Source organism: Streptomyces sp. C1-1 (assembly GCF_050214755.1).
In the GTDB taxonomy this organism is placed as follows: Bacteria; Actinomycetota; Actinomycetes; order Streptomycetales; family Streptomycetaceae; genus Streptomyces.
Map to the genome: position 1 here is coordinate 9,354,225 of NZ_CP189826.1, position 22,580 is coordinate 9,376,804.

General features: G+C 72.1%; 22 protein-coding genes and 1 pseudogene. 12 read left to right on the forward strand and 11 right to left on the reverse strand.

The window, feature by feature from the left end; genetic code table 11:
* Nucleotides 1-133 precede the first annotated feature (133 nt).
* From ACQF4J_RS42570 to ACQF4J_RS42585, 4 genes are all read left to right on the forward strand, one after another.
* Nucleotides 134-586, forward strand: coding sequence for a MarR family winged helix-turn-helix transcriptional regulator (locus tag ACQF4J_RS42570; RefSeq protein WP_351580894.1), 453 nt, complete (start codon nucleotides 134-136; stop codon nucleotides 584-586).
* Nucleotides 583-1,464 carry an ABC transporter ATP-binding protein gene (locus ACQF4J_RS42575; protein ID WP_351580897.1) on the forward strand — a complete coding sequence of 294 codons (882 nt, stop codon included), beginning with the start codon at nucleotides 583-585 and terminating at the stop codon, nucleotides 1,462-1,464. The genes ACQF4J_RS42570 and ACQF4J_RS42575 overlap by 4 nt, the downstream gene beginning before the upstream one ends.
* Nucleotides 1,424-2,278 carry an ABC transporter permease gene (locus ACQF4J_RS42580; protein ID WP_351805683.1) on the forward strand — a complete coding sequence of 285 codons (855 nt, stop codon included), beginning with the start codon at nucleotides 1,424-1,426 and terminating at the stop codon, nucleotides 2,276-2,278. The genes ACQF4J_RS42575 and ACQF4J_RS42580 overlap by 41 nt, the downstream gene beginning before the upstream one ends.
* A gap of 194 nt (nucleotides 2,279-2,472) precedes the next feature.
* Complete coding sequence (locus ACQF4J_RS42585) at nucleotides 2,473-2,994, forward strand: hypothetical protein (protein ID WP_351580903.1); 522 nt, start codon at nucleotides 2,473-2,475, stop codon at nucleotides 2,992-2,994.
* 12 nt (nucleotides 2,995-3,006) lie between these two features.
* On the opposite strand, the gene hemC is transcribed toward ACQF4J_RS42585, so the two are convergent.
* From hemC to ACQF4J_RS42600, 3 genes are all read right to left on the reverse strand, one after another.
* Nucleotides 3,007-3,942, reverse strand: a complete 936-nt coding sequence (gene hemC, locus ACQF4J_RS42590) for a hydroxymethylbilane synthase (protein ID WP_351580906.1) — start codon at nucleotides 3,940-3,942, stop codon at nucleotides 3,007-3,009.
* A 212-nt stretch (nucleotides 3,943-4,154) separates the two neighbouring features.
* Nucleotides 4,155-5,135, reverse strand: a complete 981-nt coding sequence (gene ligD, locus ACQF4J_RS42595) for a non-homologous end-joining DNA ligase (RefSeq protein WP_351580909.1) — start codon at nucleotides 5,133-5,135, stop codon at nucleotides 4,155-4,157.
* An 81-nt stretch (nucleotides 5,136-5,216) separates the two neighbouring features.
* Nucleotides 5,217-5,966, reverse strand: a complete 750-nt coding sequence (locus ACQF4J_RS42600) for an SDR family oxidoreductase (protein ID WP_351580912.1) — start codon at nucleotides 5,964-5,966, stop codon at nucleotides 5,217-5,219.
* Between the two features lie 114 nt (nucleotides 5,967-6,080).
* Between ACQF4J_RS42600 and ACQF4J_RS42605 the strand changes: the two genes are divergently transcribed.
* The gene (locus tag ACQF4J_RS42605) at nucleotides 6,081-6,782 is read left to right on the forward strand and encodes a TetR/AcrR family transcriptional regulator (RefSeq protein WP_351580915.1); all 702 of its coding nucleotides are present in this window, start codon (nucleotides 6,081-6,083) and stop codon (nucleotides 6,780-6,782) included.
* Nucleotides 6,783-6,889: 107 nt separating this feature from the next.
* Here ACQF4J_RS42605 and ACQF4J_RS42610 read toward each other — a convergent pair whose 3' ends face one another.
* The gene (locus ACQF4J_RS42610; RefSeq protein WP_351580922.1) at nucleotides 6,890-8,368 is read right to left on the reverse strand and encodes an MFS transporter; all 1,479 of its coding nucleotides are present in this window, start codon (nucleotides 8,366-8,368) and stop codon (nucleotides 6,890-6,892) included.
* Between the two features lie 279 nt (nucleotides 8,369-8,647).
* Here ACQF4J_RS42610 and ACQF4J_RS42615 point away from each other — a divergent pair, with 279 nt between their 5' ends.
* The 5 genes from ACQF4J_RS42615 to ACQF4J_RS42635 all read left to right on the forward strand — a co-directional run bounded on the left by ACQF4J_RS42615 (nucleotide 8,648) and on the right by ACQF4J_RS42635 (nucleotide 13,250).
* Entirely contained in the window at nucleotides 8,648-9,289 is a 642-nt protein-coding gene (locus tag ACQF4J_RS42615) for a TetR/AcrR family transcriptional regulator (protein WP_351580925.1), read from the forward strand.
* Nucleotides 9,290-9,339: 50 nt separating this feature from the next.
* Nucleotides 9,340-9,867: a MarR family winged helix-turn-helix transcriptional regulator gene (locus ACQF4J_RS42620; protein WP_427168195.1), complete on the forward strand. Its 528-nt coding sequence runs from the start codon at nucleotides 9,340-9,342 to the stop codon at nucleotides 9,865-9,867.
* A 113-nt stretch (nucleotides 9,868-9,980) separates the two neighbouring features.
* Nucleotides 9,981-10,361, forward strand: coding sequence for a DoxX family protein (locus tag ACQF4J_RS42625; protein WP_351580931.1), 381 nt, complete (start codon nucleotides 9,981-9,983; stop codon nucleotides 10,359-10,361).
* Entirely contained in the window at nucleotides 10,358-10,828 is a 471-nt protein-coding gene (locus tag ACQF4J_RS42630; protein WP_427168196.1) for a peroxiredoxin, read from the forward strand. Before ACQF4J_RS42625 ends, ACQF4J_RS42630 begins: the two co-directional genes overlap by 4 nt.
* 76 nt (nucleotides 10,829-10,904) lie before the next feature.
* On the forward strand, nucleotides 10,905-13,250 hold the full coding sequence (locus ACQF4J_RS42635; RefSeq protein ID WP_351580938.1) for a SpoIIE family protein phosphatase: 2,346 nt from the start codon (nucleotides 10,905-10,907) through the stop codon (nucleotides 13,248-13,250).
* Here ACQF4J_RS42635 and ACQF4J_RS42640 read toward each other — a convergent pair whose 3' ends face one another.
* The 4 genes and pseudogenes from ACQF4J_RS42640 to ACQF4J_RS42655 all read right to left on the reverse strand — a co-directional run bounded on the left by ACQF4J_RS42640 (nucleotide 13,251) and on the right by ACQF4J_RS42655 (nucleotide 15,428).
* On the reverse strand, nucleotides 13,251-13,685 hold the full coding sequence (locus ACQF4J_RS42640; RefSeq protein ID WP_351580941.1) for a cupin domain-containing protein: 435 nt from the start codon (nucleotides 13,683-13,685) through the stop codon (nucleotides 13,251-13,253).
* A 115-nt stretch (nucleotides 13,686-13,800) separates the two neighbouring features.
* Nucleotides 13,801-13,905, reverse strand: a pseudogene (locus tag ACQF4J_RS42645) (hypothetical protein); the annotation flags it as partial.
* A gap of 21 nt (nucleotides 13,906-13,926) precedes the next feature.
* Nucleotides 13,927-14,541: a DNA polymerase ligase N-terminal domain-containing protein gene (locus ACQF4J_RS42650; RefSeq protein WP_351580944.1), complete on the reverse strand. Its 615-nt coding sequence runs from the start codon at nucleotides 14,539-14,541 to the stop codon at nucleotides 13,927-13,929.
* Between the two features lie 56 nt (nucleotides 14,542-14,597).
* Nucleotides 14,598-15,428: an aldo/keto reductase gene (locus tag ACQF4J_RS42655; protein ID WP_351805673.1), complete on the reverse strand. Its 831-nt coding sequence runs from the start codon at nucleotides 15,426-15,428 to the stop codon at nucleotides 14,598-14,600.
* A gap of 123 nt (nucleotides 15,429-15,551) precedes the next feature.
* On the opposite strand from ACQF4J_RS42655, the gene ACQF4J_RS42660 reads away from it, so the two are divergent.
* Nucleotides 15,552-16,520 (forward strand): TauD/TfdA dioxygenase family protein, encoded by a 969-nt coding sequence (locus tag ACQF4J_RS42660; RefSeq protein ID WP_351580950.1) that lies wholly within the window; start codon nucleotides 15,552-15,554, stop codon nucleotides 16,518-16,520.
* A gap of 3 nt (nucleotides 16,521-16,523) precedes the next feature.
* On the opposite strand, the gene ACQF4J_RS42665 is transcribed toward ACQF4J_RS42660, so the two are convergent.
* Both ACQF4J_RS42665 and ACQF4J_RS42670 read right to left on the reverse strand, forming a co-directional pair.
* Nucleotides 16,524-17,564, reverse strand: a complete 1,041-nt coding sequence (locus ACQF4J_RS42665) for an LLM class flavin-dependent oxidoreductase (protein ID WP_351580953.1) — start codon at nucleotides 17,562-17,564, stop codon at nucleotides 16,524-16,526.
* A gap of 91 nt (nucleotides 17,565-17,655) precedes the next feature.
* Nucleotides 17,656-19,161, reverse strand: coding sequence for a metallophosphoesterase family protein (locus ACQF4J_RS42670; protein ID WP_427168197.1), 1,506 nt, complete (start codon nucleotides 19,159-19,161; stop codon nucleotides 17,656-17,658).
* Nucleotides 19,162-19,276: 115 nt separating this feature from the next.
* Here ACQF4J_RS42670 and ACQF4J_RS42675 point away from each other — a divergent pair, with 115 nt between their 5' ends.
* Nucleotides 19,277-21,553 (forward strand): zinc-dependent metalloprotease, encoded by a 2,277-nt coding sequence (locus ACQF4J_RS42675; protein WP_427168198.1) that lies wholly within the window; start codon nucleotides 19,277-19,279, stop codon nucleotides 21,551-21,553.
* Between the two features lie 25 nt (nucleotides 21,554-21,578).
* Here the strand turns inward: ACQF4J_RS42675 and ACQF4J_RS42680 are convergent, their stop codons facing one another.
* Nucleotides 21,579-22,532: an MHYT domain-containing protein gene (locus tag ACQF4J_RS42680; RefSeq protein ID WP_351580961.1), complete on the reverse strand. Its 954-nt coding sequence runs from the start codon at nucleotides 22,530-22,532 to the stop codon at nucleotides 21,579-21,581.
* Nucleotides 22,533-22,580: the final 48 nt, after the last annotated feature.

The following is a 22,580-nucleotide window of genomic DNA, read 5'->3' on the forward strand; positions in this document are numbered from 1 at the left end:
ACATGCCCAGGATAGGCACATCCAAAACAAAACAGACATTTCGATGGGTTTCGTTCGACCTGAGGCGGTGGCTGTGTTCCCGCTTGACCGTTCCTTGGGTTCATTACCTCTGCTACAGAGGTAAATTCGGGGTGTGGAATCGGAAACCTTCCCGGACGAGCTGGTCGACGCCCTCGTCGGAGTCCAGCGGCTCCTCAGACGCCGACTGCGCCGGCAGATCGCCCCGCAGCTGCGCGGTGCCGAGGTCGAACTGCTGCGCCTGGTCGTGACCCGGCCCGGCGTCGGCATCTCCGACGCCGCCAAGGACCTCCACCTGGCGGGCAATTCGGTGTCCACACTGGTCAACCAGCTGTCCCGGCAGGGCTATCTGGTACGCGAGACCGACCCCGCCGACCGGCGGGCCGCCCGGCTGATGCCGACGCCCGCCGCCGAGGCGCGGCTCGCGGAGTGGCGCAAACGGCGCGGCGAACTCGTCCGTGACGGGCTGTCCGGGCTGGACGAGGCGGACCGGGAGGCGCTGCGTGCCGCCCTCCCCGCGCTGCGCAAGCTGGCCGAGAACCTGCACGAGGAGGCGGAGGAGTCATGACGAACGACGCGGGCGCGCCCCAGGTCGGCGCTGATGCCCCAGAGATCGCGGACGCGCCACCGGCCGATGCCGTCACCTGTACCCGGCTCGCCTACGAGTTCGGTGAGACCCGCGCGGTCGACGACCTCGAACTGTCGGTGGAGGAGGGCGAGGTCTTCGGACTGCTCGGCCCCAACGGCGCGGGCAAGACCACCGCGATCCGCTGCATCACCACCCTGCTTCCGGTCCCGGCCGGCATGGTGCGCGTCTTCGGCCACGACGCCGCCAAGGAGCGCATGGCCGTCCGCCGCCTGCTCGGATACGTGCCGCAGCAGCTCTCCGCCGACGCCGGGCTCACCGGACGAGAGAACGTCGCCCTGTTCGCCCGGGTCTTCGACGTCTCCCGCCGAGAACGCGGCGAGCGCGTCGCGCAGGCCCTGGCGGCCGTCGGCCTCACCGACGCCGCCGACCGGCTCGCCGGCACCTACTCCGGCGGCATGGTCCGCCGTCTCGAACTCGCCCAGGCCCTGGTCAGCGCGCCCCGGCTGCTGATCCTCGACGAGCCGACCATCGGCCTCGACCCCATCGCCCGTACCGGCGTGTGGGAGCACATCAACGCCGTGCGCGACGCCACCGGCATGACCGTGCTGGTGACCACCCACTACATGGACGAGGCCGACCAGTACTGCGATCGCGTCGGCCTGATGCACCGCGGCCGAATCCGTGCCCTAGGCACCCCGGCCGAACTGCGCCGGGGCCTCGCCGAGCGCCGGGGGGCGGACACCCTGCCCACCCTGGAGGACGTCTTCCGTGACGTCGCCGGCAGCGGCCTCGACGACAAGTCAGGAGATTTCCGTGATGTCCGAAGCACCCGCCGTACCGCCCACCGTGTCGGCTGAGCGCGCAGACGGCATCGATCTGCTGCTGCGCCCGCCCGAGCCCCGCGCGGGCTGGCGGCTGCTGCCCGCCCGGGTGGTGGCGATGTGCGCCGTCGAACTGCAGAAACTGCGCCACGACCGCACCGAGCTCTACACCCGTGCGGTGCAGCCCGCCCTGTGGCTGCTGATCTTCGGCCAGACCTTCACCAGGATCAAGGCGATCCCGACCGACGGCATCCCCTACGTCGACTATCTGGCACCGGGCATCATCGCCCAGTCCGCGATGTTCATCGCCATCTTCTACGGCATCCAGATCATCTGGGAGCGCGACGCCGGCATCCTGAACAAGCTCCTGGTGACGCCCACTCCACGCTCGGCGCTGATCACCGGCAAGGCATTCGCGGCCGGCGTGAAGTCACTGATCCAGGCCGTCGTCGTCATCGTGATCGCCGCGCTGCTCGGCGTGGCGCTGACCTGGAACCCGCTCAAACTCCTCGGCGTGGCGGCGATCGTCGTCCTCGCGTCCGCTTTCTTCTCCTGCCTGTCCATGACCATCGCCGGCGTCGTCCTCAGCCGCGACCGGCTCATGGGCATCGGACAGGCCATCACCATGCCGCTGTTCTTCGGCTCCAACGCCCTTTACCCCGTGTCCATCATGCCCGGCTGGCTTCAGGCGATCAGCAAGTTCAACCCCCTGAGCTATCAAGTGGACGCCCTGCGCGGGCTCCTCCTCGGCACCCACGCACACGTCGCCCTCGACCTCGCCGTCCTCCTCGTGGCCGCCGCGCTGGGCATCACCGCCGCCTCCTCACTGCTGGGCCGGCTCGCCCGGTGATCACGCCGTTCGGAACGTGATGTGCGGCACGCACCGTCCCGCGTACGCGTGACACATTTCGCCGATTGTTCCTGCGCACGGCTTGATCAGTGATCAAAGGGGGTGAATTCGCTGGCCACAGCGCATTCTGCTCATTTGACAGTGCGCTGAGCGCACAGATAGGAAGCAGCTCTCTGAGGTCGAAGAGGTGGATTGTGTACGAGCCGAACGTGGTCGGGGACTGGCAGGAGTACGACGAGCATGCCGGTCTGCGTGTCCGCGTCCACCGTCTCCAAGCCGCCGAGCCGCCGCGCGGCCGGGACGACGCGGCCGCCGGCCTCACCTACTTCAGCGTCCGTGTGACCGTCGAGAACCGCGGCGACCGGCCCTCGACCATCCACCTCGAGGACGGCCAGATCGACGTGCGGGTCGGCCCGGACGGCGAGGCCGCGTTCATCGACTGGCGCAACTCGCAGTTCATCGAGGGCTTCGACGTCTACCCGCTGCGCCGGGCCACCGCCGTACTGTTCGCGGCCGGTCCCGAGGCCTCCCTGAGCCAGGTCGACGTGCAGATCCAGCTGCGGGTCGACGACGACTGGGCCGACCGCCGGCTGTGGGCGGGCGGCATCGGACTGCACGAGGACGCGGTGGGCGCCCACGCGGTCTCCGCACGGGACGTCCTGGCCCACCAGGTCAGCACCTTCCTGCGCGAACAGGCGGAGGAAGGCACCGCCTGATCCGCTCCCGCCTCAGTGCGGGATGCCGTCGATGATCTCGCGGGCACCCTGACGCAGCAGCGCCACGGCGACCGACGTGCCCAGCGTGGCCGGGTCGAGCCGGCCGGCCCACTCGTGGGCGTTCAGACGCGTCTTGCCGTCGGGAGTGAACACGCAGGCCCGCAGGGAGAGTTCGCCGCCGTGCTCCACGCGCGCGTACCCGGCGATCGGGCTGTTGCAGTGCCCCTGCAGCACGTGCAGGAACATGCGCTCCGCGGTCGCCTCCCGGTGCGTGTCCGGGTCCCCGAGGCCGCTGACCGCGTCGATGAGATCGGTGTCGTCCTGCCGGCACTGCAGGGCCAGGATGCCCGCACCGATCGGCGGCATCATCGTCTCCGCCGAGAGGATCTCCGTGATCACGTCCTGGCGTCCGATGCGTTCGAGGCCGGACACCGCGAGCAGCAGCGCGTCCGCCTCGCCGGCCTCAAGCTTCGCCAGCCGCCGGTTGGCGTTGCCGCGGAAGGGCACGCACTCCAGGTGCGGATGGCCGGCGGCCAGCTGGGCGACGCGGCGCACCGCGGAGGTACCGATCCGCGTGCCCTCCGGCAGCTCGTCCAGCGTCAGACCACCCGGATGGATGAGGGCGTCGCGGACGTCGTCGCGCTTGAGGAACGCGGCGAACGTCGTGCCCGCCGGAAGCGGCCGGTCGGCGGGGATGTCCTTGACGCAGTGCACCGCGAGATCGGCCTCGCCGGCCAGCAGCGCGGCGTCCACCTCCTTGGTGAACGCCCCCTTGCCCTCCACCTGGGACAGCACGCCCATCCACTTGTCGCCGGTCGTCTTCACCGGCACGACCTCGGTGCGCACACCGGGGTGCAGGGCCGCCAACTCGGCGCGGACACGCTCCACTTGGGCGAGCGCCATGGGCGAGTCGCGGGAGACGATACGGATCAGTTCGGGGACGGACATGCGGACACGATAGACCTCCACAGAGGCGCGTTCGTGCCGTACCGGCCTATTCGGGCGGGCATCACGTCGGCGTCAGGCGGTGGGCGCGTTCGTTCCGATCGCCCGCCGGGCCTCCGCCAGGGCTTCGTCGTCACGGACGCCCAGAGCCGCCACCTGCGGCGTCGGGAACGTCATCGCCCTTGCCCGTCCGGTGCGTCGATGGTGGCGGTGGATCAGATGAGGTCGTCGGGGAAGTCGGCCGCCGCCTCCTCGGGGGTCAGGTCGGGTCGCAGCCGCAGCCAGGAGGGCTGGCGCAGCATGCCGGCCCGGGTGCGGGTGCTGTAGCGGACCTCGCCGACCAGCCGGGGCACCACCCATTGGGCGCCGGGCACCGCGGGGACGGGATCGAAGGGGCACACGGCGGTCTCGGCATCCCGCAGCAGCCCGGCGAGCCGGGTGCGCTCGGCTTCGCTCCAGCCGGTGCCCACCCCGCCGACGTACCGCAGCCGCCCCGCCGCCCGCTGTCCGACCAGAACCGCGCCGGGCAGTCCCGACAGCCGTCCCTTGCCCGCCAACCAGCCGCCCACGACGACATCCTCGCTGCGCATGTTGCGGATCTTGATCCAGGCCCGGGAGCGCACCCCGGGTTCGTACACCGAGTCCAGCCGCTTGCAGACCAGGCCCTCCATGCCGTGCTCGCGGGTGGCGTTCAGCGCCTGCCGTCCGTGTCCGACGAGCGCGGCGGGCGTGGACCAGAAGGGCCCGTCGAGCCCCAACTCCTCCAGAAGCCCCCGGCGGCGGACGTAGGGCAACGCGGTGAGAGCCTGGCCGGCCAGGTGCATCACGTCGAACAGCACCAGGTGGGCGGGCACCTTGGCCGCCTGCCGCGCCGCCCGGGCGGGCGCGTGGGCCAGTCCCATGCGGGACTGCAGCAACTGGAAGTCGGCGCGGCCGTGTTCGTCCAGTGCCAGGACCTCCCCGTCCAGCACCGCGGCCGTGGTCCCCAGTGCCGCGCCGAGCTCCCGAAGTTCGGGATACGCGGCGGTGATCTCCTCTCCGGACCGGGCGCGCAGCCGCACACCGCCGTCCCCTTCGAGGTAGGCCACGACCCGCTGGCCGTCCTGTTTGGTCTCGTAGGCCCAGCGGGCGTCCTGCGACACGGGCGGCAGTGTGCCCGGGGTGGCGAGCATGGGCGGGATCAGGGGGAGGGTCACGGGTGAGTTGTCGACGCTGTCGCGTGCCGTAACGCGCCCGGCCCACCGGTTTCCCCTGAACGGCGCTGCCAACGGGTGCCGTCAGATGATGCCGCCGTTGGCCCGCAGCACCTGTCCGTTGACCCAGCGGCCCTCGCGGCCCACGAGGAAGGACACGACGCCGGCTATGTCCTCCGGTGTCCCGAGGCGTTCCAGCGGCGGCTGCGCGGCCAGCCGGGCGACGGTCTCCTCGTCCTTGCCGTCGAGGAAGAGGCCGGTCGCCGTCGGGCCGGGTGCCACGGCGTTGACCGTGACGTCACGGCCTCGCATCTCCCGCGCCAGGATCAGCGTCAGCGCCTCGACGGCGCCCTTGCTCGCGGCGTAGGCGCCGTAGCCGGGGAAGGCGAGTCCCACCACGGAGCTGGAGAAGTTGACGAGCGCCCCGCCCGGGCGCAGCCGGCGCGCGGCCTGCTGGTCGACCACGAACGTGCCGCGGATGTTGGTGCGGTACAGGGCGTCCAGCTCGCCCAGGTCGAGCTCGGCGACGGGGGACAGGGGCATCCTTCCGGCCGCGTGCACGACCGCGTCGACACCGCCGTAGGTGGCCTCCGCCAGGTCGAAGAGCGCGGCGACCTCGGCCTCGTCGGCGACGTCCGCGCGGGCGGCGAACGCAGTGCCGCCGGCCGCCTCGACGGCCTGGACGACCTCGTCCGCGGCATCCTTGCCGCCCGCGTACCCGACGACGACCGCGAACCCGTCTGCGGCGAGCCGCCGGGCGACCTGCCGCCCGATACCGCGTGATCCACCGGTCACGATCGCCACGCGCCGGTCCTGCTGGGGCTGAGTGGTCATGGCTGCATCCTTTGTTAGCGCTGCTACGACTGATTCGTATCGACGATAACACAGTTCCGTAGCGTTGGTATCGTCGATTTCGTATCGGTGCTACGAATGGCGTACGGTGGTCCCATGGATGCGCGGGAGAAGATCCTGGAAGCGGCCACCGACCTGCTGGCCGAGGCATCGGTCGCCGATGTCTCCACGCGGGCGGTGTGCGAGGCGGCGGGCGTGGGTGCGCCGATGCTCTACCGGCTGTTCGGGGACAAAGCGGGGCTGCTGGCCGCCGTGGTCGACCGGGGTTTCGAGGCCTACCTCGCCTCCAAGCGGGCGGCCCGGCCCAGCGACGACCCCGTCGCCGACCTCCGCAGCGGCTGGGACAGCCACATGCGCTTCGCACTGGAGCACCCCAACCACTACCGGCTGATGTACTCGCCCGAGCTGACGGTCCCGCCCGCGGCGGCGCAGGAGGCGCACGCCCTGCTGCACGGCATCCTCGAGCGCTGTGCCGCCGCCGGCCGGCTCACCGTGCCGCCCGCCCTCGCCACGCAGATGATCATGTCCGCCAATGTCGGGGCGGCCCTGTCCATACTCACCAGGCCGGAGCAGTACCCGGACCCGGGGTTCTCCGAGCGGCTGCGCGACGCGGTGCTCGACTCGGTCACCCGCCCGTCCACCGACGCCTCCGACGGCCAGGCGGACGACGGGGACAGGGCCGTCCCGGTCGCCGCCGCCACACTGGCGGCACGGCTTCGCGCCGCGCGGTCCCCGTCCTTCACCCCGGCCGAATCGGCCCTGCTGGGGCAGTGGCTGGACAAACTGTCCGCGGGCTGACCGGGCGGCGTGTTGGGGGCCCCGGTCCGCTGAGGCACGGCCTGTGCCCCTGTAGGGGGCCGGCTGATGGCCGCGGACCGTCGGTCGGCGGCCATCGGGGGCGGCGGTCAGCCCACCTTGGAGGCGTCGACCGACGGCTCGGTGGCGGGCGTCGACGCGTCCACGGCGACGGGGCGGCGGCTCGGGATGAACGACGCCACGGCGAAGGCCAGCAGCGCGGCCCCGGCGCCGAGGGCCATGACGACCTTGAAGCCGTTCTGCGAGGGCAGCGAGTAACCGCCGAGGTCGATCGTCAGGTGGGAGAGGACGACACCGGCGAGGGCACTGGCCACGGACGTGCCGATCGACCGCATCAGAGTGTTGAGGCTGTTGGCGGCCGCGGTCTCCGACGGGTCCACGGCGCCCATGATCAGGGCGGGCATGGCGCCGTAGGTGAAACCGATACCGGCGCCGATGACGCACGACACCAGCACCAGATGCCACACCGCGGACATCAGCACGATGTTCAGGCCGTATCCGCAGGCCACGATCAGCGCGCCGATCATCAGCGTCACCTTCGGTCCCTTCGCCCTGGAGACGGCCGCGGAAACCGGGGCGAACGCCATCATCACCAGACCGGACGGCGCCATCACCAGACCGGCGGTCAGCAGCGACTTGCCGAGGCCGTAGCCCGTCTGCGCGGGCAGCTGCAGCAGTTGGGGCAGGACCAGGGACATCGCGAACATCGAGAAGCCGATCGCGATCGAGGCGAGGTTGGTCACCAGGACCTGACGGCGGGCGGTGGTGCGCAGGTCCACCAGGGGTTCGCTGGTGCGCAGTTCGAAGAGGCCCCACGCGAGCAGCACCACGACCGCCCCGGCGAACAGGCCGAGCGTGGTGCCGTCGGTCCAGCCCCAGTCGGCGCCCTTGGATATCGCCAGCAGCAGGGACACGAGCCCCACCGCCATGCCCACGCCGCCGACGACGTCGAAGCGGCCGCCGGAGCGCACCTGCGACTCGGGCACGAAGAGCAGGACGAGCACCAGGGCCACCACACCCATGCCGGCCGAGCTCCAGAACAGCGCGTGCCAGTCGTAGTGGTCCGCGATCAGCGCCGCCGTCGGCAGGCCCAGGGCGCCGCCGACGCCGAGCGAGGCGCTCATCAGCGCCGTCGCTCCGGCCAGCCGCTCGGTGGGCAGTTCGTCGCGCATGATGCTGATGCCCAGCGGCACGACCGCCGCCGCCAGGCCCTGCACCGCCCGCCCCACGATCATCGGAACCAGCGAATCGCTGAGCGCGCAGACGACCGACCCCGTCACCAGCAGCACCACGCTGACCAGCAGCATGCGCCGCTTGCCGAACATGTCACCGAGCCGGCCCACCACGGGCGTCGCCACCGCGGCGGCGAGCAGCGTGGCGGTCACGGCCCAGGCGGTGTCCGCGGCGGGAGCGTCCAGCAGTTTCGGCAGCTCCGGCACGATCGGGATGACCAGCGTCTGCATGAGCGACACGACGATGCCGGCGAAGGCCAGCACGGCCACCACGGCGTTCGACCGCGGTGCGGCCGGTCCGCCCGGGCTCGCCGGGCTGGGAAGGACGTCGGACATGAAGAAGCCTCCATGGGCAGGGGGAGGAGCCGGAAACCGATCCGCGACCAAGGTTTAAGGCAGGTGATTGACTTAGCTTAAGGGCTGCAGCCTGCCTGAGATCCCTCGGGTCCTCCTCGAGGCCCGACCGTGCTCGGGTCGGCGTGGAGCCGTAGGCCGTCCTCCCCGTGCCATTGCGTAGGCTTCCTTAGCTGGAACCCGCCGCACGGGCGGCGGACCTGCGACGGCTCGAGGGACTGGCCGCCGCGGGCGGAACGATGTCCCGGTGCGGTGGTGAGCATGGCGGCCAGAACGGCGCGGGCGGAACAGGTGAGCGCGACCAGGGAGCTGATCCTGACCGCCGCCGAGCGGCTGTTCGCCGAGCGCGGGGTCAACGCCGTCTCGAACCGTCAGGTCAGCGAGGCCGCAGGGCAGGGCAACAACACCGCCGTCGGCTACCACTTCGGCACCAAGGCCGACCTGGTGCGCGCCATCGTCCGCAAGCACGCGACGCAGATCGAGGAGATCCGCGCCCGGCTGCTGGCCGGCATCGGCGAGTCGCCGGACGTACGTGACTGGGTGGACTGTCTGGTGCGCCCCGTCCCGCAGCACCTCGGCGAGTTGGGCGGCCCCACCTGGTACGCCCGCTTCTGCGCGCAGATCATGACCGACCCGGTGCTGCACCAGATCGTCGTCGAGGAGTCGCTCACCTCCCCGTCCCTCCGGCAGATCATCGACGGACTCACGGCCTGTCTGCCCGACCTGCCGCCCGAGGTCCGCGCCGAGCGGGGTGAGATGGCCCGTCATCTGATCGTGCAGATGCCCGCCGAGCGCGAGCGCGCGCTCGCCGAGAACCGGCCCACCCCGCGCGCCACCTGGGACGACGCCGCGACCGGTCTCGTCGACGCCCTCGTCGGCCTGTGGCTGGCACCCGTGGCGTGACGCCCGCGGCATTTTACTTGAGTTACGCAACAAGATGGTAGCGTGGACGTATGCCCACACCACCCCTCCCCGGCTTCCCCGACACCCCCGCGTCCGACGAGGTCATCGAGATCGAGCGCGCGCTCACCCGCATCACCTACCTGAGCACCCGCGCCCGCCGGCACGAGCGGCTGATGGCGCTGGCCGGTGTGCCGCTGGACCGCGCCGCCGTCGCGCTGCTGCGTCAGGTCGCCGACTCGGAGCCGCTGCGCCCCGGGGAGCTGGCGACCCGGCTGGGCGTGGAGGCCTCCCATGTCACCCGCACCGTGCAGCAGTTGCAGAAGTCCGGCTACGTCACCCGCGTCCCCGACCCCGACGATCGCCGCGCCCAGCGCATCGAGCTCACCGAGGCGGGCCGCGAGGCCATAGCGCGGGTCCGCGACGCCGGCGCCCGAGGCATGCAGCTGGCCCTGTCGGAGTGGACGCCGGAGGAGCTGCGGCAGCTCGCCGGCCTCTTCCACCGCATGGTCGACGACTTCCTCGCCCACGCCATCGACGAGGAGGCCGAGCAGCCGACCGCCCCGGCGTCGACCCTCTGACGGGCCCCGGCGTCGGCCCTCCGGCACCGCCCGGGCCGCCCTCGGGGGAGGCCGGTCACAGGCCCTCTCTACCCTCCGGTAACATCGCCCGGCAGGTCATCAGAGGAGGAACCGTGTCACGGTCCGAACGCTCGCCCCTGCTGCTCGCCGGCCTGCTTGCCGCCGCGGGCACCGCCCACTTCGCCGTTCCCCGCCAGTTCGACGCGATCGTCCCGCGCTCCCTGCCGGGTGCGCCCAGGACCTGGACGTACGTCAGCGGCGCCGCCGAACTCGCGCTCGCGGCAGGCATCGCGCTGCCCCGCACCAGGAAGGCGGCGGCCCTCGCCGCGGCCGCGTTCTTCGTCGGTGTCTTCCCCGCCAACGTCAAGATGGCCGTCGACTGGCGTGACCGGCCCGCGCCGCAGAAGGCCGCGGCCATGGGGCGACTGCCGCTGCAGCTGCCCCTCGTCCTGTGGGCCCGCAGCGTCGCCAAGAGCGGGGAGGGCGCGGCATGAGCCAGTCCGTGAACGTCGGCGACAAGGCCGATGACTTCGAACTGCCCGACGAGACAGGCACCGTTCGCACGCTGTCCGAACTGCTCGCCGACGGACCGGTCGTGCTCTTCTTCTACCCGGCCGCCCTCACGGCGGGCTGCACCGCGGAGGCCTGCCACTTCCGCGACCTGGCCGCCGAGTTCGCCGCCGTCGGTGCCCGGCCGGTCGGGATCAGCGGAGACACCGTCGAACGGCAGCAGGAGTTCGCCGGCCGGCACACTCTCGGCATGCCGCTGCTGTCCGACCCCGACGGCACGATCCGCGAGCGGTTCGGCGTCAAGCGCGGCTTCAGCCTCGCGCCCACCAAGCGGGTCACCTTCGTCATCGGGCAGGACCGCACGGTCCTCGAGGTCGTCCGCAGCGAGCTGCGCATGAACACCCACGCCGACCGGGCCCTCGAGGTCCTGCGGGCCGCACGACAGAAGTGACCGTGGTGGAACGGAGGGCTTCACCGGTCCTCCGTTTCGGTTGAAGCCGTACGACAAAAGCACCATCCTGTGGAATATGGAGCACGCCTCCGCTGCGGCGATTCTCGATGCCCGGGGCATGGTGACGGGGTGGAGCGAGGGCGCCCGGCGCCTGACGGGATACCCGGCGGTGGAGGCCCTCGGGCGGGCGGCGCGCGACCTGCTCGCCGAGGAGGCGCCCGCCGAGGCCGTCGCAGCGGGCCAGGGCACCGTCGTACTGCGCCACCGCGACGGTTCCACCGTGGCACTCCGGCTCAGCGCCTGCCCGGTCGTCGGAGAGAACGGCGACCCCGGCGGCTACGTGATCACCGCCGAGCCGCCGGACGACCCTGGGACCGCGCTGGCCGCCGATGCCTTCCAGCGAGCCTCCATGTCGATGTCCGTCTTCGACACCCGCCAGCACTATCTGCGGCTCAACGACGTCGCCTGCCGGGTCATGGGCGTGTCGGAGGAGGACCTGACCGGCCGGTTCTTCGCGGACACCGTCCAGGACGCCGAGCACAGCCGCGGCTTCCTCGCCCACCTGCGCATGGTGGCCGAGACGGGCCGGCCGACACGCTACGAGAGCTACGCCGGGGCCCCCGCCCTCAACCGCGACCACGCCTGGACCACCGAGATGTGGCCCCTGCGAGACGCCGCCGGCGAGGTCCGCGCGGTCGCCCTGGCGGCGTTCGACAGCACCGAGCAGTACTGGGCCCGCGAACGCCTGGCCCTGCTCAACGAGGCGGCGGCCTCCATCGGCACCACCCTGGACGTGGTGCGCACCGCCGAGGAGTTCGTCGAACTCCTCGTGCCGCGCTACGCCGACTTCGCCAGCGTCGACCTGCTCGACTGGGTGCTGGGCGCCGAGGAGCGACCGGGCATGCTGGAGAACGACGTCGTGCTGCGCCGCGTCGCCCACGGCTCGGTCACCGGGGGCACCCCCGAGGCCGCCGTGCACGTCGGCGAGACGGACGTCTATCCCTCGTTCTCCCCGCCGGCGAAGGCACTGCACGCCGGGAAGGCCGTGGTCAGCCAGGCCGGCGAGCCGGACTTCATGCGCTGGGTCGCCGAACGCAACGCGCGGGCGCCGGGAGGCCGTCCGTACCGCAAAGGCGTGCACTCGATGCTCGCGATGCCGCTGCGCGCCCGCGGCACGACGCTGGGCGTCGTCGTCGGCGTCCGCATCGCCAACCCTGACGACTTCGCCGATGACGACGCCGTCCTCGGCGAGGAACTCGCCAGCCGTGCCGCCGTCTGCATCGACAACGCACGCCGCTTCGCCCGCGAACGCACCACCGCCCTGGCCCTCCAGCACACCCTGCTGCCCAGGGGCCTGCCCGGACAGGCGGCGGTGGACGTGGCCCACCGCTACCTGCCCTCGGGTTCGCTGGCCGGCATCGGCGGCGACTGGTTCGACGTGATCCCGCTGTCCGGCAGCCGCGTCGCCCTGGTCGTCGGCGACGTCGTCGGCCACGGCATCCCCTCCTCGGCGACCATGGGCCGTCTCTGCACGGCCGTACGCACCCTCGCGGACGTGGACCTCGCCCCGGACGAGCTCCTCACCCACCTCGACGACCTGGTCACCCACCTCGCCTCAGACGACCGGAGCGACGAGGTGGCGGAACTCGGCGCGACCTGCCTCTACGCCGTCTACGACCCCGTCTCGCGCCGCCTCACGCTCGCCGCGGCCGGTCACCCCGCGCCCGCGCTGCTGCGTCCCGACGGCACGGCGAGCCTCGTGCGGATGACGGCCGGACCGCCGCTGGGCGTCGGCGGCCTGCCCTTCGAGGCGACGGAGCTGGAACTGCCCGAGGGCTGCGTCGTCGCCCTCTACACGGACGGCCTGATCGACGACCGGGACCGCGACGTCGACCACGCCATCGCCGAGCTGTGTCGCGCCCTCACCGCCCCCGCCGACACCCTCGAGACCCTGTGCGACACGGTCCTGAAGGCCGTACTGCCGGAGGAGCCGGGCGACGACGTCGCGCTGCTGCTGGCCCGCACCCGGGCGCTTGGCGCGGACCAGGTCGCCACCTGGGACATCACCCCGGACCCCGAGCGGGTCGCCGCCGCCCGGCGGGCCGCCACCGAGCAGGTGATCGCCTGGGGGCTGGAGGAGGCCGCGTTCGTCACCGAACTGGTCGTCAGCGAACTGGTCACCAACGCCATCCGCTACGGCGCCCCGCCCGTCCAGCTCCGCCTGATCCGCGACCGTGCCCTCATCTGCGAGGTGTCCGACGGCAGTTCGACCTCGCCGCACCTGCGGCGGGCGCACGCCTTCGACGAGGGCGGCCGCGGACTGCTGCTGGTCGCCCAGCTCACCCAGCGCTGGGGCAGCAGGCAGACCCCGCGCGGCAAGACCATCTGGGCCGAGCAGACGCTGCCGCCGACCCCGGTGTGATCACTGGAACGAGCAGCCCGGGTTCGGGACGTCCTCCGAGTACGGCGCGCCGTGCGGCAGCACGTACAGCACGTCGAGGATCAGCGGTGTGTCGCCCTCGTTGCGCCCCAGGTGGACGTCGCTGGGGCCGCCCGGCTCGCGGACCGTGGTGCCCTTCGGATAGACGCCGTCCTCGGCGCAGTCGGCGTGGTAGTGGCTGAGGGTGCCCTGGCGGACGAAGCCGCGGACCACGCCGTCGTGGTAGTGCCAGCCGGTGCTCTGGCCCGGCGGGACGGTGATCTCGCGCAGCACGTAGTCGGTGTCCCCGACGGTGGTCGTACTGATCAGCTTGGCGGTCACCCCCGGTCCCGGCGGCGTGGCCCCGGCGGTGCCGCAGGTCAGGACCGAACCGGTGACGATCGCGCCGACGACGGCGGTGCGGAGTGCGGTACGCATGGTTGAACGGCCTTCCGGGCGAGGGGCGAAGATCGGTTACGGCCGTGAACATAGAGGCCCGGAAGGCCTGTTGGGGCCGGAACGCGTCAATGCGGCCAAGTGTCGGCCGGTTCGCTCAGGCGGCCGGCCGCTCGCGCACCACGTCGGCCGGCTTCTTGTCGTCCCTGAGCCCCAGAAACCGCGGATGGCGCAGCATCCCGTCCCGCGTCCACTCGGTGAAGAGCGGACCCGGCACGGCCGTTCACTTCCGTCCGTCGTCGGCGGCGACCTGTGCGAGCGTACGGCCGCTGGTCACCGAGCGGGCCCGCCGCGGATCCGGCGTCCCGTGCCCGTGGGCCCGCTCGCCGCCGGCCTTCACCAGCAGCCAGGACTCCCTGCCGTCCCCGTCCTTCCCGCCGCGGAATCGGGTGAGCGCGTACTCGCCGTGCAGTTTGGCGCCCTTCAGCCGGAATCGGGCGTGCCCGTGCTCCAGCGACTCCTCGAAGTCGACGGGCCGCCCGTTGCGGTCGTGGCTCAGCGGCTGGTAGGTGCCGTGGTCCCAGACGATCACGGTGCCGCCGCCGTAGTCGCCCTCCGGGATGACGCCCTCGAACTCCTCGTACTGCAGCGGATGGTCCTCCGTGGGCACGGCCAGCCGCTTGTCGTGGGGGTCGTCGGAGGGGCCCTTCGGGATGGACCACGACCTCAGTACGTCACCCACCTGGAGCCGGAAGTCGAAGTGCATGGTGGACGCGTCGTGGATCTGCACGACGAAGCGGGGTTCGCCGTCCGCGGGAGCGGACCGGCCCTCCGGCTCCGCGCTCCGCCGGAAATCGCGTTTGCCGCGGTACTCCCGCAGCCGGTCCCGGTCACCCACGTCCGGCTCCTTCCGTGCGTTCTGCCTCGCGGGCCTGCGAGTACCCCGCGGGCGCCTCAGAACTCCTCGTGCACCTCGGGGTCACCGCCCAGGCGGCGGTGGGCACGGTCGGCGACGGCCCGCATCTGCCCGGCGTCCAGTTCGAAGCCGAAGACGTCGAGGTTCGCGCGCTGCCGCCCCGGGTCCGACGACTTCGGGATGGGCACCGCCCCGAGCTGGGTGTGCCAGCGCAGCACGACCTGGCCGGGGGTCACGCCGAGATCCTCGGCGATCGACACGAGCGCCGGGTCGTCGAGCAGGTCGCTGCCACGGCCCAGCGGGCTCCAGCTCTCGGTGAGGACGCCCTTGGCGGTGTGGAAGGCGCGCAGTTCCTCCTGCGGGAAGAGCGGGTGCAGCTCGATCTGGTTGACGGACGGCAGGACGCCGGTCTCCTTCTCCAGCCGCTCGATGTGCTCCGCAGTGAAGTTGGAGACGCCGATGGAGCGGACCAGGCCGTCCTCGCGAAGCTTGATCATGGCCCGCCACGAGTCGACGTACCGGTCGACCCGGGGGAGCGGCCAGTGGATCAGATACAGGTCCACGTACTCCAGGCCGAGCCGGCGGCGGGAGTCCTCGAAGGAGGCGAGGGTCTCCTCGTAGCCGTGGTCGCGGCCCGGGAGTTTCGTGGTGACCACGATCTCCTCGCGGGGCACCCCACCGCGGGCGATGCCGAGGCCCACTCCGGACTCGTTGCGGTAGTTGGTGGCCGTGTCGACCAGGCGGTAGCCCAGGCCCAGGGCCTCGGCGACGGCGCGTTCCGCCTCGGCGTCGCTCATCGGCCAGGTGCCCAGGCCGACCGCGGGGAGCCGTGTGCCGTCGTTGAGCGAGTGCGTCGGGATGCTGACCACGGGGAGACCCTTCCCTCGACGGTGCCGGACCTCCAGCGTCACGGACAGCAGGGTGCTTGATCAAACGCACAGGTGGGGATGAGGGCGTGAGGGGAGCCGATGCGCACGAGTGACGGAGTGGGTATGACGACGGAGTGGGACGCGGAGGCGGAGCGGGCCGCGGGTGTCGAGGTGAAGCCGGTCGCCGGACACATCGGAGCCGAGATCGCCGGCGTCGACCTGGCCGACGACCTCGACGACGCCGTGGTCGCCGCGATCCGCGCGTCCGTGCTGCGCTGGAAGGTGGTGTTCTTCCGCGGGCAACGGCTCGACCACGCCCGGCACGTCGCCTTCGCGCGCCGCTTCGGCGATCCCGTCGTCCCGGGCAGGCGGGGCAGCGCCTCACCACCGGACTTTCCCGAGGTGGAGACCACCGCCGACCGGCTGGAACTGGGCGGACGCTTCGGCATGGAGCACGAGGAGTGGCTGCAGCGCCGACGCCACACCCTGCTGCGCGGCTGGCACTGCGACCACGGCGCCCGGATCGACCCGCCCGCCGCGACGATCCTGCGCGCCGAGACCGTACCGCCGTACGGCGGCGACACGACCTGGTCCAACCTGGCGGCCGCCTACGCCGGACTGTCCGCGCCGGTGCGGCGGTTCGTCGACACCCTGCGCGCCGAGCACCGGCTCGGGGTGGGCTACCAGCCCAGGCCCGGCGACGACGCGTACCTGCGTCATCTGCTGGACCACCAGGTCGCCTCCGTCCACCCGCTGGTGCGCGTGCACCCGGAGACGGGGGAGCGGGTGCTGTACGTCAACGGCTACTACGTCGAGCAGATCGTCGACGTCTCCCGGCCGGAGAGCCGGGCTCTGCTGGAGATGCTGCTGGAGCAGGCGGTGCGGCCGGAGTACACCGTGCGGTTCCGCTGGGAGCCGGGCAGCGTCGCCTTCTGGGACAACCGGGCCACCATCCACCTGGCGCCCGGAGACAACGCTCACCTCGGCTTCCCGCGGATCATGCACCGGGTCATGCTCACCGGCGACGTACCGGTCGGCGTGGACGGCAGGCCGTCGCAGCCTGTGGTCGGCACCGAACCGGGCAGGTGGTGAGCGTCAGACGGAGGGCCGCCAACCCAGCGCCGGGCCCAACCGCGTCGCCATGTCGGTCAGGATCTGCACGTAGTCCTCGTGTGCGAAGGTGAACGGCAGAGCGAACGCCACCTCGTCCACCTCGCGGAACGCGGCATGCGCGCGCAGCCGCTCGGCGATCTCCTCGGAGGTGCCGACGATGTCGGGCGCGAACAGCAGCCGCGCCGGGCCCTGCGGTGACGTCGTACGAGGGGTGCGCCGAGCCGCGTACTCCTCGTACCGGGCTCGCTGTTCGGGCGAGGCGGAGTCGGTGGGGATGACCACCAGGCCCTGGGAGACCCGGGCGTTCTCGCCGTCGGGGTGACGGGCGCGGAAGGCGCGGATGTGGGACAGCTGGATCTCGGCGAAGTCGTAGCCCGACCCGTCCGATCCGTCCGTCCCCTCCGCCTTGACGACGCTGCTGGTCAGGAAGTTCATGCCGTTCTCGCCGGCCCAGCGGGCCGAGCTCAGGCTGCCGCCGCCGTACCACATCCGCCGGCCCAGACCCGGCGAATGCGGCTGCACCCGGTCCGAGAACGTCTCGAACCCCTCGACGCCGCTGAAGTCGCTGGCGCTCTTGCCGCGTACGAGGTCCAGCAGCCGCCGCACGCGCTCGTAGGAGAAGTCCTCCGCGTCGGCCGTGTCCGGGTAGAGCGCCTGCTTGACCTGGTCGAAGTGCATCGGCGGGCCCACGCTGACGCCCGGGTTGACCCGGCCGCCGGAGAGGATGTCCACGGTCGCCAGGTCCTCGGCCAGCCGCAGCGGGTTCTCCCAGCCCAGCGGGATGACCGCGGTGCCGAGCTCGATGCGGCTGGTGCGCTGCGAGGCCGCCGCCATGACGGCGACCGGGGAGGAGATGCCGTACTGCAGATGCCGATGGCGCAGCCAGGCGCTGTCGAAGCCGAGCCGCTCACCGAGCTCGATGATCTCCAGGGTGGATTCGTGGCCCCGGCGCGGGTCCTCCTCGTCGAACAGGCCGATGGTCAGGAAACCGAGCTTGCGCAGGGGACGGGAGGTCGGCGGCACGGGCTTCTCCGTAGGTGTTTGACGTATCAAGCAGTACGGCAGTGTCAACCAGGTCCCCGCGGCCGGTGTTCCCCGCACCGGGAGCGCATTCTCAGGCCAGCGGAATGGACACCTCGTCCTCGACGGGCGGCTCGATCTCCTGGGCGAGGTTGCCGGTGGCCGCGAAGCACCGCAGCCGGACGGCGTCGGGGGTGACGTCCAGGCGCAGGAACTGCTTGAAGAAGGGCGGGCTGTAGGTGGCCGAGCCGGGTGAGAACAGCTGCGTGTAGATCTTGCGGACCGGGAGGCGGAAGCGGGAGGTGCGGTCGGGGCGGCCGCCCGCGCCGAGCAGGCTCGCCACGAGGCGGATGCGGCGGGTCACGCGGACGGGGCCGCCGGGCGCGCGCGTGGGCGTGATGCCCAGGCGTTCGGCGACGACCGCCGTGGCCTCGGCCTCGGTGAGGGTGAAGAAGCGGCGCAGGCGCAGGCGGCGCCCGTAGAGCCGGCTGTAGAAGGCCAGGGAGTCACCGCGCAGCGGGTAGCAACGGAAGTCCTTCTCCGTGACGTTCGCGATGTTCACCCGGGGGATGGTGTGGGTGGCGTGCATGAACGCCCCGCCGCCGCCCGAGACGACGTACTGGATGGTGCGGCCGTCCACCTGGACCGGATAGCGCTGGTAGTTGTGGATGTCGCCGCCGATCGCGGCCACGTAGTGGTGCTCGGGGTCGCGGACGATGTCGTCGACCGTGCCGCCGCCCCCTTCGATGGTGCACGGGTGGTGTTCACCGTCCACGTACAGGGGCGAGCCGGTGAGCAGGATCTTGGGGCGGGGCCCCCGGGAGACCTCACGCAGCCAGGCGCCCTGTTCGGCGTCGATGGTGCCGAGCAGACCCGTGTCGATGCCTATGAGCCGCAGGGGGCCGGCGTCGATCGCCCAGTAGGGGCCCGGCTGGACGGCCTGTTGGGCGGAGGCGGACCGCAACCGCCGCGCCTCGTCGAGGTGCTGACCGTCCGTCGGACGGGGCCGGTGCCACAGCAGCGACCTCCACCACGCCCGGGTGAGAGGGCGCGGTGCGGGCTCCGGAGCGAGGGGCGGGGCGTCCCCGCAGAAGACGCGCATGAAGGCGCCGAGGCCCTCGTACCAGTCGTGGTTGCCGGGTATCGCGTAGATCGGCGCCGGATAGTCCCGGTAGGGGCGGAAGAACTTGGTGCCGTAGTCGTCGGCGCTGCCGACCGGGTAGATGACGTCACTGGTGACGACCGCGAAGTCCGTGCCCTGACCGGTCTTCAGAAAGCCGGGCACGACGGCGTACTGGGGCTCGTCGCCCTCGCCGGTGTCGCCGATGACCATGAAGGAGAAGCGGTCCGGGTCGTCGCGCGGGATCACCTTGTCGGCCGGGGCACCGGCCGCTTCCCGCTGGGCCACCCAGCGGCCGCGGGTGTGGCCTGTGGGGTCGCCGAACCAGGAGGCCAGCACACCGTTGCGGGCGGACCACAAGGTCCTGGGGTCGAGCCAGGAGAGCTTCTCGACCTTGGCGGGCATCAGCCGCTTGTACTCGCCGGGTTGTGCGGCGCCCCAGCCGGCGCCCTCGGCGGTATCGCGTGAGGAGTCAGACACCGGTGCACGGTAACAACGATCAAGCGGCGGACGAGAGGGGGGTGCGTCGCCATGGCGGCCGTGCCGTGCCTGAGAGAGGATCACGACCGAGCCCCGTCTGCGCGAAAGGCCCCGTATGACCGCCGACTTCATCGACCTGGTGCCCGACCCGGACCGGCCGAACGACCGGCTGCTGCTGGGGATCCGCCACTTCGACGAGCCCTTCCTGCTCACCGTCTCCCTCTCCCAGGGGCTGGGTTCAAGCGAGTTGTGGCTGGACCGGGGGAGGGCGGGCAAGGCGCGGCTCGCCGAGTTCCGGCGGATCGGGGACCGGGTGCTCTTCGTCGTCCGGAACAAGCACTTCCAGACGTACGGCGACGCGGCCGCCGTGCGCGCAGGGCAGGAGTCGTTCCCGGTGTCCGTGGTGTGGAGCGGGCCGGTGCTGCGCGAGGAGAACGGCGCCGCGGTCGTGGACGCCACCGGCCTCGCCCTGGCCGACCACGACCGGATCGCCGAGCACCTGTACGACGAGGACCAGGGGGAGTACGCCGTCGACGACTCCCGCAGTCTGCCGCTCGTCGCGGACAGCCGCACCGGCCCGTCCGCCACCCGGCTGCCCGCCCTGCTCACCCTCGCCGGACCCGGCCGCGGCACGGCGGTGCGTGCGGTCGCCGCCGACCCGCGGGCCCTGACCGTCGTCCAGCAGCTCAACCTGGTCCGCCTGCCCTCCGAACCGCTGCCCGTTCGCCGCTTCCACCCCAACTCCGGCGGGTACGGCGTCGGTTACGCCGATCACGGCCGGGTCGGCGCGGGTGACACGCAGGTGAGGATGCAGCCGCGCTTCCGGGCCGGTCCGGATGCCGAGCCGATCGTGTTCCGGGTCGATCCGGCGGTCCCGGAGCCCTTCCGCTCGGCGGCGATCGAGGGCGGCAACTGGTGGCGGGAGGCCTTCGCGCTGATCGGACTGCCTGACGCCTACCGGGTCGAGGCCGGTGACGAGACGTTCGACCCGTACGAGGTGGGCGTCAACGCCGTGGTCTGGGTGCACCGTTCGGGCCGCGGCTGGTCGCTGGGGCAGGGGCTGACCGACCCCCGCACCGGCGAGATCCTGCACGCCCGGGTCCGCCTCGGTTCCCAGCGCCTGGAGCAGGTCCGCGCCCTCGGTGAGGCCCTGCTCGCCCCCTACGGGCATACCGACGAAGCCGAACGGCTCGCGGCCGTGCAGGAGTTGGTCCTCGCGCGACTGCGCCACCTGGCCGCCCACGAGATCGGCCACGCGCTCGGGTTCATGCACAACTTCGCCAGTACGGCCCACCCGAAGCCGTCCGTCATGGACTACCCGCACGCCCGCGCCACCGTCACCGACGACGACCGCATCGACCTGTCCGCCGCGTACAGCACCGGACTCGGCCCCTGGGACCACTTCCTCGTCGCCCACGCCTACGGGCACTTCGCCGACGAGGACGCCGCCCTCGCCCAACTGCGCGCCGAGGCCGCCCGATCGGACCTGCGCTTCGTCTCCGACGAGGACGCGCAGGGCCCGCACGCGGCCCACGCGGACGCGGTCACCTGGGCGACGGGCGGGAACGCGCCGCAGGCCCTGGAGACGATGCTGCGGGCCCGCCGGATCGCGCTGGAGAGGTTCTCGCGCGGCGTCCTTGCGCCCGACCGGCAGACCGGCGAACTGGAGGAACGGCTGACCCTCCTGCACCTCCTGCACCGGCACGAGGTGATCGCCGTGGCCCGGCTCGTCGGCGGGGTCCGCTACGCCTACGGCCTGGCAGGCGAGGACGGCCGCGGCACCGAGGCCGTGGACGCGGCCACCCAGCGCACGGCCCTGACCGCCCTGGCCCAGCTCCTGCGTGCCGAACAACTCGGACTTCCACAGGCGGCGTTGAGCACCGTGACCCCGCCCGCGGTCCGCTACAGCCGTACCGAGCAGTACCTGGACAGCGCCGCCGGACGGGTCTTCGACCCGCTCGACGCGGTCCGCGCCGCCGTCACCCTGGTCACCGAACAGCTCCTGGAGCCGGCCCGCCTCAACCGGGTCGCCTGGCAGCACGCCACCGATCCGGCCTCGCCCGGCGTCACCGAGGTCGTCGACGCGCTCCTGACCGTCACCTGGCGGCGCACGGACCCGGTGCCGACGGAGCTGCCCGGCGGTGTCGCCGTCCAGTACACGGCCGCCTGGACGCTGCTGAACCACCTGCTGAGCGTCCTGCGGGAAGGCGCCCTGCACGCCGCCGTGCGCACGGCACTGCGCAGCGCCCTGCGCCGGTTCGCCGCCGAGCTGCGGCAGGGCGGCCACGACGGTCAGCGCGAGGCGGCCGACCTGATCAGCGGCGTCCTGGCCGACCCCGACGCGGTCCGCCTGGACCCGCTGCCGAGGGTGCCGCCGGGTGCGCCCAACTGAGCCCGCACAGCCGGTCGACCGGGCGTCACGGCCGTGGCCTGTCGCTCCTCGGCCTGCCGGGCGGTGGCGCCCATCGCGGCGTGGTCTGCGGGGTGCCGTATCCGTTCGAGGCGGCGGACCGGGCCTGCGGTGCCCGTGGGGTGCGGGCGGGGCGCCCGACGAGGCGACCGCCGCGGGGCAGCGTCGATTCGGGCGCCGTCGCCTCCGCGCGGCTCCGCCGGTTCGCCGCGGACCGGTTCCAGTCGCCGTCGCCCAGGACCAGCAGCGGGTCGAACATGACCACCACACCGGCCAGCAGCAGGAACACCGCGGGACCCAGAAGCATGGGCAGCAGCAGCGAGGTGGGCGAGTCCCCGGCCCAGGCGGCCCCCGAGCCGTGCACATGGACGCTGACGGCGGCCATGGCCGTGTAGTGCATCCCGGACACCGCCACACCCATGACCAGGCTGGCCCCCAGGCTCGTCAGGAAGCCCCGTACGGTGACGGCCGCCCAGAGCGCGGCGGTCGCGGCGACGATCGCGATGAGCACCGACACGCCGACCGTGACGGCGTCGTAGCGGATGTCGCCGTTGAGCTCCATCGCCGCCATGCCCAGGTAGTGCATCGCGGCGACCCCCAGACCGGTGACCACACCCGCGAAGGCGAGCGTCGCGGTGCCGGCGCCCCGGTAGCCCACGATGAACACACCGACACCGACCACGACGATCGCCACGAGGAGGCTCAACAGGGTGAGGCCGGTGTCGTAGCGGATTCCGGTCTCGTGGACCTGGAAGCCGAGCATCGCGATGAAGTGCATCGTCCAGATGCCGCAGCCGATCGTCGCGGCCCCCAGCGCCAGCCAACCGCCCTTCCAGGACTGTTCGTTGAGCAGGGACCGGACGATGCAGCGCAGTCCCAGCGCTCCTCCCAGACAGGCCATCAGATAGGCCGCCACCGGGGTCACCGCGCCGTAGCGGAACCCGTCAACCGTGCCTTGCATGCGTCAACTCCCCCCAGAGTCAAGGCGTTCAGTGAAGCAAGGTCCATG

Bases quoted from the DNA above. Each gene is read 5' to 3' on its own strand.
- ACQF4J_RS42675 (WP_427168198.1), top strand. From the start codon at position 19,277: ATGACCGCCGACTTCATCGACCTGGTGCCCGACCCGGACCGGCCGAAC.
- ACQF4J_RS42640 (WP_351580941.1), bottom strand. From the start codon at position 13,685: ATGCGTACCGCACTCCGCACCGCCGTCGTCGGCGCGATCGTCACCGGT.
- ACQF4J_RS42630 (WP_427168196.1), top strand. From the start codon at position 10,358: ATGAGCCAGTCCGTGAACGTCGGCGACAAGGCCGATGACTTCGAACTG.
- ACQF4J_RS42605 (WP_351580915.1), top strand. From the start codon at position 6,081: ATGGATGCGCGGGAGAAGATCCTGGAAGCGGCCACCGACCTGCTGGCC.
- ACQF4J_RS42615 (WP_351580925.1), top strand. From the start codon at position 8,648: ATGGCGGCCAGAACGGCGCGGGCGGAACAGGTGAGCGCGACCAGGGAG.
- ACQF4J_RS42680 (WP_351580961.1), bottom strand. From the start codon at position 22,532: ATGCAAGGCACGGTTGACGGGTTCCGCTACGGCGCGGTGACCCCGGTG.
- ACQF4J_RS42580 (WP_351805683.1), top strand. From the start codon at position 1,424: ATGTCCGAAGCACCCGCCGTACCGCCCACCGTGTCGGCTGAGCGCGCA.
- ACQF4J_RS42610 (WP_351580922.1), bottom strand. From the start codon at position 8,368: ATGTCCGACGTCCTTCCCAGCCCGGCGAGCCCGGGCGGACCGGCCGCA.
- ACQF4J_RS42660 (WP_351580950.1), top strand. From the start codon at position 15,552: ATGACGACGGAGTGGGACGCGGAGGCGGAGCGGGCCGCGGGTGTCGAG.
- ACQF4J_RS42620 (WP_427168195.1), top strand. From the start codon at position 9,340: ATGCCCACACCACCCCTCCCCGGCTTCCCCGACACCCCCGCGTCCGAC.
- hemC (WP_351580906.1), bottom strand. From the start codon at position 3,942: ATGTCCGTCCCCGAACTGATCCGTATCGTCTCCCGCGACTCGCCCATG.
- ACQF4J_RS42635 (WP_351580938.1), top strand. From the start codon at position 10,905: ATGGAGCACGCCTCCGCTGCGGCGATTCTCGATGCCCGGGGCATGGTG.
- ACQF4J_RS42575 (WP_351580897.1), top strand. From the start codon at position 583: ATGACGAACGACGCGGGCGCGCCCCAGGTCGGCGCTGATGCCCCAGAG.
- ACQF4J_RS42600 (WP_351580912.1), bottom strand. From the start codon at position 5,966: ATGACCACTCAGCCCCAGCAGGACCGGCGCGTGGCGATCGTGACCGGT.